Origin of the sequence: Pigmentiphaga sp. (assembly GCF_019689535.1) — a bacterium.
Taxonomy (GTDB): domain Bacteria; phylum Pseudomonadota; class Gammaproteobacteria; order Burkholderiales; family Burkholderiaceae_B; genus Pigmentiphaga.
Genome location: NZ_JADGHH010000128.1, coordinates 1 through 10207 on the forward strand (window position 1 = coordinate 1; position 10207 = coordinate 10207).

Here is a 10207-nt window from a genome sequence, read left to right on the forward strand (position 1 = left end):
ATACTATTTAATTGACAACTTCAACTATAAGCAGGAAATCGCCAGTCATTCCAGGCCAAAAAAACGAAGCCCGCTTGCTCGAACGCAAGCGGGCTCGCCGCGACGCGAATCCGGCCGGAGCCGGTGATTACTTTTCCTTGCGCCCGGAAGACTTGCCTTCTTTGGCAGTCTTGGCCTTGACCTCTTCCAGCAATTCGATGGCATGTCCGGTCAGCTTGTCGAGCGCCCGTTCGAGCACCTCGCGCTCCTCATCGGTCAGGACCGAGAGCATCTTCTCATTGCGGTCGACCGCCTTCGGGAAGACCTTGCGATACAAAGTCCGCCCCTGCGGGGTCAAGTCCAGCCGAACGCCGCGGCCGTCCGATTCGTCGGCCCCCCGCTTGACGTATCCGCGCTCGATGAGCTCGGCCACGCTGCGACTGGCCTGGCTTTTGTCGATATTGGCCTCGTGCGCGAGCGCATTCAGCGATAGCGGTGCAAATGCGCCGAGCAATCCGATGATGCGCCAGTCACGCGAGCCCAGGCCGTACTGGCTTTCGTTCACCGTCGCCGCGATGCGGCTGGAAACGAAGGCCAGGCGATTCAAGCGGTAAGAAAACAATTCCTTGAGGTTCGCGGGAACGGGTCTCGTCATACTTTCTCTCGCTAGGAGGGGGGAACGCAGCAATTTACCTCAGACCGCGCCGGACGATTTGGGCCGCCTGAGCTTGAAGCTGCTCATGGCCGTAGCCACCAGCGTGCCGGCTTCGTCCCGCACCTCGCACTGGCAGAACGCGATCGACTTGCCGGCATGCTTGACCTCTGCCCGCGCCGTCAGGTCCCCCTTGCCCGGCGAGGTGAAGTGGATGTTCAGGTCCACGGTGCCGGACGTCTCCAAGCCCGCCTCCAAAGTGCGGGTTGCGATGGCCATGCTCGAATCCATCAGCGTCGCGATCGCGCCGCCGTGGATCACCCCCCGCCGATTGGCCAGGCGGCTCGTGGACGGCATGCGCAAGACCGACCGTCCCCGGTCGGCCTCGACCACGGTAATGCCCAGCCAGGCCGAGAACGGCGCGATGGGCGAGCCTGCGAGCGGCCCGACCTCGATGGTGGCCACGGGGGGTTCAAGGTCCATGTGGGCTGGGTTATCCATTGGCGGCTTCTGAACGCGCAGCGATCAGCGGATTCAAGCCGCTTTGCGCCACGCGGCTGTGCAAAGTGCGGCCGAGCGCCCGCTCGCATGCTTCGGACGTTTCCAGGAGCGCATCCAGGTCTATGCCGGTCGAAACGCCCATGGATTCGAACAAACTCACCAAATCCTCCGTGCAAACGTTGCCCGTATGCCCGCCACCGTACTTGACCTTGGCCGGATGCCCGCCCACGCCTCCGAAGGCGCAATCGAAATACCGGCATCCCGCCTCCAGCGCCGCCACGTAATTGACCAGGCCGGTTCCCCGGGAATCATGGAAGTGGGCCACCACGGTCACTTCGGGTACTTCCGCATGCACTGCCTTCACCAGCTTCTTGACGGTCACCGGCGAGGCCATGCCCGTGGTGTCACCCAGGGCCACATGCATGACGCCGAGCTGCGCGAACCGGCGGACGTCTTCCAGGACACTTTCCGCCGGCACCGCTCCCTCGAAAGGACAGCCCCAGGCGACCGACACGGTGCCTATCATGCGAAACCTCCCCTGCGAAGCCGCCACCATGTCGGCGATGTTCTGCCATTGCTCCGCCCGGCTTCGCCGCAGGTTCTTCATCGAATGCGACTCGCTGGCCGACACCAGCAGACTGATCTCATTCGCGCCATGGCCCGCATCCAGGTCTGCCAACGCACGCTCGACCGCCCTCACGTTGGCGCAGGTCGCCTTGTACCAGACCCCCTCCCGCCGCGGCAGGGTGCGCAGCAGGTCGCTTGCATCGGCGAACTGGGGTACGACCTTGGGATTCGAGTAGGAAGTCGCCTCGACGCGCTGGAATCCCATCCTCGCGAAACGATCGATCAAATCGACCTTGGTAGCGGTCGGGATGAAGGCCTCTTCGTGCTGCAGCCCGTCGCGGGCGAAGCACTCACACAGGATCACGTCGCTCATGCCTTGCTCCCGGTGGCGGCATGCACGTTGGCCAGGCCGAACAACTCGATGGCATGCGCCTTGAGCTTGTTCTTCTGCACCTTGGAACTCCCGGTCATGCCGATATTGTCGAACGAATCCACGATCTCGAGATAACGCGGGACCTTGAAGTTGGCGCAGCGCTTCTTGCACCAATCGATCAACTCCTGGCGCTCCGCGTGGTGCCCCTCTTTCAACTGCACGAACGCCGCGGTCACCTCGCCCAGCCGCGCGTCGGGCACGCCCACCACCTGGGCCAGCTGCACCGCGGGATGCGCGTGCAGGGTTTCCTCGACCTCGGCCGGCGCGACGTTCTCGCCGCCGACCCGGTACATGTCCTTGAGCCGGCCAACCATCCGGAGCCGACCGTCAGGCGACATTTCACCCAGGTCGCCAGTGCGCAGCCACCCGTCCGGCGTGAACGCCTTGGCGGTCGCCTCGGGCATCTTGTAGTAACCGCGCATGACGTGCCAGCCTCGCACCTGGATTTCACCCTGCGCCCCGGGCGGCAATACTTCGCCCGTGTCCTGGTCGGCAATGCGCACCTCGGTGCCGGGATGCGGCAGCCCCCAGCCATGCGCCCGCAGCTCGAAGGGGTCGTCCCAGGAAGTCATGATGACGTTGGGCGAGGCCTCCGACTGCCCATAAGCGTTGCAGACGTTGTCCACGCCCATCACGTCCCGGATCTTCTGCATCACCTCCGGCCCGGCGGCGGCCCAGCCGCCCCTCAGGTGGAGCTTCTTGGGATCGAAGTCGGGATGGCCCATCATCATCAGGAAAATGGTGTCATTGCCGGACGTCAGCGTGCACTTTTCCACGTCCATCACGCGCAGCGTCTCGGCCACGTCGAACTTCGGCAACGTGAGCAGACAGCACCCATAGACCAGGCTGACCAGGATGGACAGCGTCGTGCCAGAAACGTGGAAGAAGGGGCGGATGCTGAAATAACGGTCGTCATGCCGCACGCCGATGCGCTGGCCCGCCGCCCAGGCATTGGTGAGCATGTTGGCGTGGGTAAGCATCACGCCTTTGGGGAAAGACGTCGTGCCCGAGGTGAACTGCATCAGCAGCAAATCGTCCGGGGTGACCTCCGCGGCCAGCGATTCGATGCGCGCCAGCGACGCCTCGTCCGCACGGGCCATCAAGTCGGCAAACCGCTCGGCGCCGGCAGGACATGGCCCGTCGCCCACCATCACGGCGCGACGCAGCTCCGGCAGCGCCTCGCCCGGCAGCCGCGAGTTGAACGCAGGCTCGACCGTCGTCAATAGCTCGACGAAGTCGATGCCCAGGAATGTGTCGGCGAAGATCAGCACCTTGACGTCGGCCTGCTTCAGGCAGAACTGTAGCTCGTCCGTCTTGAAGCGCGTGTTGACCGGCACCGTGACGGCGCCGATGGTGGCGCAGGCAAAGAACAGCTGCAACCACAGCGCGCCGTTGCCGAGCATGATACCGACGTGGTCCCCTTTGCGTACGCCGCTGGCATGCAGCGCCGCCGCCATGCGGCGGGTTCCGTCCAGCACCTCGTTCCAAGTCAGCCTATCTGCCTGGCAGATGAAGCCTTCGCGCTCGCCATACTCGGCTGCCGTGCGCTGGAGCGTGCGGTACAACGTGGTAGGACGCTCAACCATCTTTGCGGCCTCCCGACCCGAATCCGGCGATCGCACGCTTCCAGTCGCTATGACGCAGGTTTTCCTCGATGGCGAGTAGCTCCACGGCCATCGCGCCTTCGCGGGTCGTCTCTACGCCTTGGTCCACGCAGCGCTTGGTGAGCCGCACGGTCAGCGGCGCGGCGGCGGCAATCTGCTGGGCCATCGCGGCGGCACGCTCCTCGAGCTCCTCCGGCTGGTACACGTGGTTGACCAGCCCTATCTCCTTGGCCTCCTGCGCATCGATCGTGCGACCCGTGAACAACAGCTCCTTGGCCATCCGCGTCCCCACCATGCGCGGCAGGCGCTGCGTAGCGCCGATGGTGCCCCAGCTCACTTCGGGATAACGGAATTGCGCCTTGGTCGACGCGAGGATGAAATCACAGGCTCCGGCGATCTCGCAGCCCGACCCGAACGCCGGCCCGTGCACGACGGCGATCACAGCCTGCGGCAGGCGCTCGATGGCGGCGTAGGCGGTGAACCCCTTGACCCGGCGAGCGGTCAGCTCGGCAGTAGACATGCCTTGCCGCTCTTTGAGGTCTGCCCCCGCGCAAAACACCGGTCCTTCACCCTTGATGAGAACCACGTGCACGCTCTCGTCGGCGGCCAGCGCCTCGGCGGCGGCGATCAAGTCGCCACACATGGCCGAATTGAGCGCATTTCGGCTCTCCGGCCGGTTGAGCGTCAGCGTCGCTATCCGGTCCTGGACCTCGACCCGGATGGTGGAATATGCACTGCTCATACGATCCCCTGGTGTTCTGGTGCTTAGATAGTTGTTTTTATACACTACTTTGTTGACGATCTCAACTATATGGATGTGACAAAGCTTGCGGGCAGATTCTCTCCGGCCGTTCAGCTTACGGGGAACGCAGCCGCAGCGGGTGCAAGCACCCCGTCATCCATGCACAAACAGCGGTCGGCGACGGGCGCAACGAGCGCCTCGTTCTGCTCGGACAACAGTACGGCCAGCCCCTCGGCCCGCAAGGCCCGCATGGCTTCGGCCAGGCGCTGCACGACAATGGGCGCTACCCCTTCGGAAGGCTCGTCCAGCAATATCACTTTCGGCTGGGTCATCAATGCCCGCCCTATGGCGAGCATCTGCTGCTCTCCGCCACTCAAGGCACCGCCCGGTCGACGCTCGAGCGGTGCAAGCTCGGGAAACAGCTCATACACGCGTTCGGCCGTCCACACCGGGGCGCCCGCGCGCGGAGGTGCCTCGGCCACCTCCAGGTTCTGCCGCGCCGTGAGCTGGGTAAATATGCGCCGGTCCTCGGGCACCCAGGCCAGGCCTGCCTGCACGCGACGGTCGGTCCGCCAGCCGCTCACCGGCACGCCGTCCAACAACACCTCCCCCGTCGTCGCCACGCGGCCTGCCAACGCCCGCATCAGCGTAGTCTTGCCGGCGCCATTGCGCCCCACGAGCGCAACGATCTCCCCCGCTGCAACCTCCAGGTCGACATCGAACAATGCTTGGGCGCGGCCATAAAAGGCGCACAGCCTGCGGGCCTGCAACACAACGCTCATGCCCCCTCCTCGACGGCGGTCGTCCCGAGATACGCGGCGCGAACCTGCGGATCCTCCGCGATCTGCTGCGGCGTACCCTGTGCGACCAGGCGGCCGCGCACCAGCACCGCCACGCGATCGGCAAAGCCGAATACCACGTCCATGCTGTGCTCGGTAAACAATACCGCCAACCCGCGCGCGGCCTCCTGCTTGACCAGGGCCATCAATGCCCGGCGATCGGCCCGCGTCATGCCCGCGGTGGGCTCATCCATCAGCAGCACGCGAGGGCGTTGCGCCAAGGCGCTCGCCAGCTCGACGCGCTTGAGCTCGGGATACGGCAACTCAAGGCACGGGCGATCGGCCAGGGCGGCTAGCTCAAAACGCTCGAGCCACGCCTGTACCTCCTCCTGCGCGCCCCGCAAGCCGCGCGTTCCCAGCCGGCGCCAGGCGGCCGGATCACGGGCGGCCAGCGCCAGCGCGACATGCTGCCGCACGGTAAGTGAAACCGCTACCTGGGCGATCTGGAACGTGCGTGCCATTCCCATCCGCGCCCGGGTTGCCACGCCCAGGCCGGTCACGTCCGTTCCGTCGAACTCCACGCGCCCGGAGTCGGGCCGGAGCTGCCCATTGATGCATTGGAAGCAGGTGCTCTTCCCCGCGCCGTTCGGACCGATCAGCGCCAGCATCTGGCCGGCGTCCAACGCGAAGCTCACGCCATCGACCGCGCGCACGGCGCCGAATGATTTGGAAAGACCGGACACCCTCAGCTTCATGCCGTACCCGCCGCCGATCGACGACGCCTCCAGCCTGTCAAGCCGCCAGGCGCCAGCATCACCAGGGCCAACATGGCGCCCCCCACCGCGGCGCGCCAGTATTCCGTGCTCCGGGCCAGGTAATCTTGCCCCACGGTGTAGACCGCCGCCCCCAGCCACGGCCCGAAAAGTGATTGCAGCCCGCCGAGCAGCGTCATCACCAATGCGTCGACAGAACGGGGAATGGCCAGCAGGTCAGGCGCGACTGAACCCTTCGCAAACACCGTCAGCACGCCCGCCGCGCCGGCCATGGCTCCGGCCAGCATGAACGCCGTCCATCGCACCGCGAACACCGGCAGCCCCAGGCTTTCCGCGCGCAACGGGGCGTCGCGCGTCATGCGCAGCGTAAGGCCGAACGGTCCGTGCAATACCTTGCGCAACATCAAGCCGCATGCAGCGGCAATTGCCAACACGAACCAGTAATATCCCTCGCGCGACGAGAGCCAACCTTGCGGCCAAAACCCGAACAAGCCATTGCTCCCTCCCGTCACGGCATCCCATTGGAAAGCCACGGACCAGGTAATTTGCGCAAAGGCCAGGGTCAGCATCGCCGCGTACACGCCGGCCGCGCGCAGTACGACGAACCCGTACACCACCGCACCAAACCAGGCCAGCAGCATGCCGGCCAGCAGGCACACCAGGGCGGCAATCAGCCCGCCTGCCCCGGTCGCGTCCAATCCTGGCAGCCAACGCGTCACCCATGGCGCTGCCAGCGCGGCGCCGTAGGCGCCCAACCCCAGGAATGCTGCATGACCGAAAGAATGCATGCCCCCAGGCCCCATCAAGACGTACAGGCTCGCGGCAAACAGCCCGGCGATCAGCACGTCCACCGCGAGCACGAGCAGATAAGGCGCATCGGAGGCGAACCAAGGAAGCACCGCCAACCCAGCCAGCAAGAGAGCCAGTGCCCCGCTGCCCCGGCGGGTAGGAAGCGGCAACGGATGCCATTCCGCGCGCAAGGCGCGCGTCGGTGCAGCTGGCCTGCCGAACAGCCCCCACGGACGGAAGGCCAACACGACCGCCATCAACAGAAACTCAATGACCAGCGTGAGCTTGGGAAGCACAAACTCGGTGCCACCGATTTGGACCGTACCCAAGGCCACGCACGCAGCCTTCACCAAGCCTATCATCATGGCCGCGACGAACGCACCAGTGACGCTGCCCATGCCGCCAACCACCGTCACGACGAAAGCCTCGGCCACGACCTGCAGATCGTAGGTCAGCGCCGCCGGCTCGCGCGGCATCTGGAGCGCGCCCGCCAACCCCGCCAGTCCGGCCCCCAGCGCGAACACTTGGGTGAACAACCGCCGCTCGTCCACCCCGACGGCCAAGGCCATCTCCCGATCTTCGGTCGCCGCCCGCAACTGGAGCCCCCACCGGGTCCACGCCAAGACCCCATGGCTGAGAACCAGCACAGCAAGCCCCGTGGCCATCAACACCAGGTCATAAACAGGAAGGTTCAGCGTCCCCGGCGCGATCACCCCGGTCAGTCCGGGCGCCTTGGGCCCGAGCCGGTCATCGGCGCCCCAGATCGCCAATGCGATGTCGCGGATGATCAAGACCAACGCGAAGGTCGCCACTAATTGGAAGAGTTCGGGGCTACCGTAAAGACGCCGCAACAACACGCGCTCGATCAATGCCCCGACCAGCGCCACGCCCAGCGCAGCACCGGCGACCGCGGCCCAGAAGCCGATCCCGCCGAGCCAAGGCATCAGCCATGCGGACAAACTCACCCCGAGGTAAAGCCCCAACATGGCCAGCGAGCCATGGGCAAAATTCACGACCCGCGAAACGCCGAAAATCAGCGTCAGCCCGAGAGAGAGCAAGAACAAGCTGCTGGCGCTCGCCAGCCCGTTCAGCAGTTGCGCCAACACCGTCTAGCGCGCCGGACGCAGCTTCGCCACTTCCGCGTCGGAAGGCTGGTACTTGGCGCCGTCCGCATAGTAGAAGTCCACCATGACGCCCATGCGCTGCGCGCCCTCGCCTTGCAACGCGGTACGGCCGACGAAAGCACCGAGCGTGGCCTGGTTATCCTGGGGCCGGAACACGATCGGCCCCCAGGGCGTCGTGAGCGGCATGCCGCGGAAGGCATCGACGATCTTCTCGGCATCGGTGCTCTTCGCGCGGCGCAAGGCCTCCGCCGCGGCATGGATCGTGACGTACCCGACCACGGACCCTTGCCGCGGAGGCTCGCCATACTTGCCGCGATAGGCATCCAGGAAACGCTGGTGTTCCGGCGTCTTGATGGCATACCAGGGATAACCGGTCACGATCCACCCTTCAGGGGCCTCGTCGCGCAGCGGCTCCAGATACTCAGGCTCGCCGGACAAAAGACTCACGACCTCGCGGCCCTTGAACAGGCCACGCATCGCGCCCTCGCGCACGAACTTGGTCAGGTCCGTGGCAAACAGCACGTTGAAGATCGCGTCTGGCTTGCTCGCCTCCAGCGCCTGGACGACGGGGCCGGCATCGAGCTTGCCCAGCGGGGTCGCCTGCTCCGTGACGAACTCCACATCCGGCTGCGCCGCCTTGAGCAGCGTCTTGAACGTCTGGACGGCAGACTGCCCATATTCGTAGTTGGGATACACGATGGCCCAGCGCTTCTTGCGCAGCTTGGCGGCTTCGGGAACCAGCATGGAGACCTGCATCCAGGTCGATGGGCGCAAGCGGAAGGTATACCGGTTGCCATTGGCCCAGGTAATCTTGTCGGTCAAGGGCTCGCTGGCGAGGAACGGGATCCTGCGCTGCCTGGCATAGTCGCCCAGTGCGAGTCCCACGTTGGAGAGGAACCCTCCCGCCAGCATGACCACCCGCTCGCGCGAGACCAGCTCTTCCGCGGCACGCACCGCATCGCCAGGCACGCCGTTGTCGTCCCGGATGACCAACTCCAGCGGCCGCCCCAGGATGCCCCCTGCCGCATTGACTTCCTCCACCGCAAGCAACATGGCCTTGCGATAGGGTTCGAGGAACGCGGGCTGCGCCTTGTAGCTGTTGATCTCACCAATGCGCAAGGGATCGGCGGCATGCGCTGGCGCAGCAAGACACATCGACAGGCAAAAGAAACCGGAGACGAGCGAAACGCGGAACATGGACGGACTCGAATAACGCCCCGGAACGGGAAAATGCCGGGCGGACGGGGCGGTGGGCGCCGGCATGCCTCCTTGTCGGAGATCCGGCTATTGTACGAGGAGCGTGGCCGCAGGCGAGGCAAGCGGACACAGGGCGTGGGGTAGATGGCAGCCCCGGCTGCCCCAGCACTCAGCCTGCAGAAGCCAGGCCCAGGCGCTGGGCGTAGAGGCGCAGGTCCTGCGCGGAGGGCTCTGGAAACACAACGGCGTCGGACTCCTCTTCCGGCGGGTTGAGGTCGTCGCCGGCCACGGCCAGCAAAGGAGGTAGCAAATCTTGCCAGCGCTGGACCTCTTCTTTGTCCAGCAACCCGGGATACATCTTGTCCAACTGGATGAGATCCAGCAAATCCTCGACCAACGCATTGCGATACCGGTCGCTGGCTTCCAATCTCGCACGCAAGTAGCCAGAGCGCAAGACGGTGCGCAACACCGCCACCCCCGTTTTCCTCCAGCCCGCGGCCTCCTGGCCCTCGAAAAACGCACCGGCAAAAACCAGGGCCTTGGGGCCCTTGGCCGGATAAGCGACATTCAGCGAAGCGCCGAGTCTCTGGCGCAGAAACCGGGTTTGCACCACCAAATTGCGCCGTCCGACCTCATTCAACCCGTCCCGGTCGACCTGCCACTTGATCCAATTCACGATACGGCGCGCCAAACTGTAGGATTGCCAGCCCACGCCCTTGCCCGGCGCGTTGGCCACGATCCAGTTCGTGATCAATTTTTCGTGCCACTCGAACCGGGCTTCGGCGCCGTCTGCAACCAGGTCATCGAAGGCATGCAAATTCCGCAGCCAATTCTCCCCCCAGGGGCGCCAATGCCATCCGCGATTGTCGGAGAGCACGCGCTCGATCCCGAAAAAATTAAATGCCTGCGCGCCCACCATCGTCGGGGCACGCCGGCAAAAACTCCATTGCCCCGCCGTGTGACGCAATACTGTCAGGCGACACCGTAAATTGACCCCCTAGCGACACGAGGAACTGACCCCCTCGTTCGCAAGGAGGCCATCGTTGGAAACGAAGCACATTGAGGTA

Annotated in this window: 10 protein-coding genes; all 10 read right to left on the reverse strand. The window is 65.1% G+C overall.

Going from position 1 to position 10207, the window contains the following annotated elements:
• Window positions 1-127: 127 nt before the first annotated feature.
• Window positions 128-634, reverse strand: coding sequence for a MarR family winged helix-turn-helix transcriptional regulator (locus tag IRZ12_RS11785; protein ID WP_296468609.1), 507 nt, complete (start codon window positions 632-634; stop codon window positions 128-130).
• A gap of 39 nt (window positions 635-673) precedes the next feature.
• Entirely contained in the window at window positions 674-1114 is a 441-nt protein-coding gene (locus IRZ12_RS11790; protein WP_296468612.1) for a PaaI family thioesterase, read from the reverse strand.
• Between the two features lie 10 nt (window positions 1115-1124).
• A complete protein-coding gene (locus tag IRZ12_RS11795; protein ID WP_296468614.1) occupies window positions 1125-2072 on the reverse strand; it encodes a hydroxymethylglutaryl-CoA lyase in 948 nt (315 codons plus the stop codon).
• Entirely contained in the window at window positions 2069-3718 is a 1650-nt protein-coding gene (locus IRZ12_RS11800; RefSeq protein ID WP_296468617.1) for an AMP-binding protein, read from the reverse strand. Before IRZ12_RS11800 ends, IRZ12_RS11795 begins: the two co-directional genes overlap by 4 nt.
• On the reverse strand, window positions 3711-4478 hold the full coding sequence (locus tag IRZ12_RS11805) for an enoyl-CoA hydratase/isomerase family protein (protein ID WP_296468618.1): 768 nt from the start codon (window positions 4476-4478) through the stop codon (window positions 3711-3713). Before IRZ12_RS11805 ends, IRZ12_RS11800 begins: the two co-directional genes overlap by 8 nt.
• 110 nt (window positions 4479-4588) lie before the next feature.
• The gene (locus tag IRZ12_RS11810; protein WP_296468619.1) at window positions 4589-5260 is read right to left on the reverse strand and encodes an ABC transporter ATP-binding protein; all 672 of its coding nucleotides are present in this window, start codon (window positions 5258-5260) and stop codon (window positions 4589-4591) included.
• Window positions 5257-6012 carry an ABC transporter ATP-binding protein gene (locus IRZ12_RS11815; RefSeq protein ID WP_296468621.1) on the reverse strand — a complete coding sequence of 252 codons (756 nt, stop codon included), beginning with the start codon at window positions 6010-6012 and terminating at the stop codon, window positions 5257-5259. The genes IRZ12_RS11810 and IRZ12_RS11815 overlap by 4 nt, the downstream gene beginning before the upstream one ends.
• Complete coding sequence (locus IRZ12_RS11820) at window positions 6009-7925, reverse strand: ABC transporter permease (protein ID WP_296468623.1); 1917 nt, start codon at window positions 7923-7925, stop codon at window positions 6009-6011. The genes IRZ12_RS11815 and IRZ12_RS11820 overlap by 4 nt, the downstream gene beginning before the upstream one ends.
• 3 nt (window positions 7926-7928) lie before the next feature.
• Complete coding sequence (locus tag IRZ12_RS11825) at window positions 7929-9098, reverse strand: ABC transporter substrate-binding protein (protein WP_296468626.1); 1170 nt, start codon at window positions 9096-9098, stop codon at window positions 7929-7931.
• Between the two features lie 211 nt (window positions 9099-9309).
• Window positions 9310-9957 carry a hypothetical protein gene (locus IRZ12_RS11830; RefSeq protein WP_296468625.1) on the reverse strand — a complete coding sequence of 216 codons (648 nt, stop codon included), beginning with the start codon at window positions 9955-9957 and terminating at the stop codon, window positions 9310-9312.
• Window positions 9958-10207 lie beyond the last annotated feature (250 nt).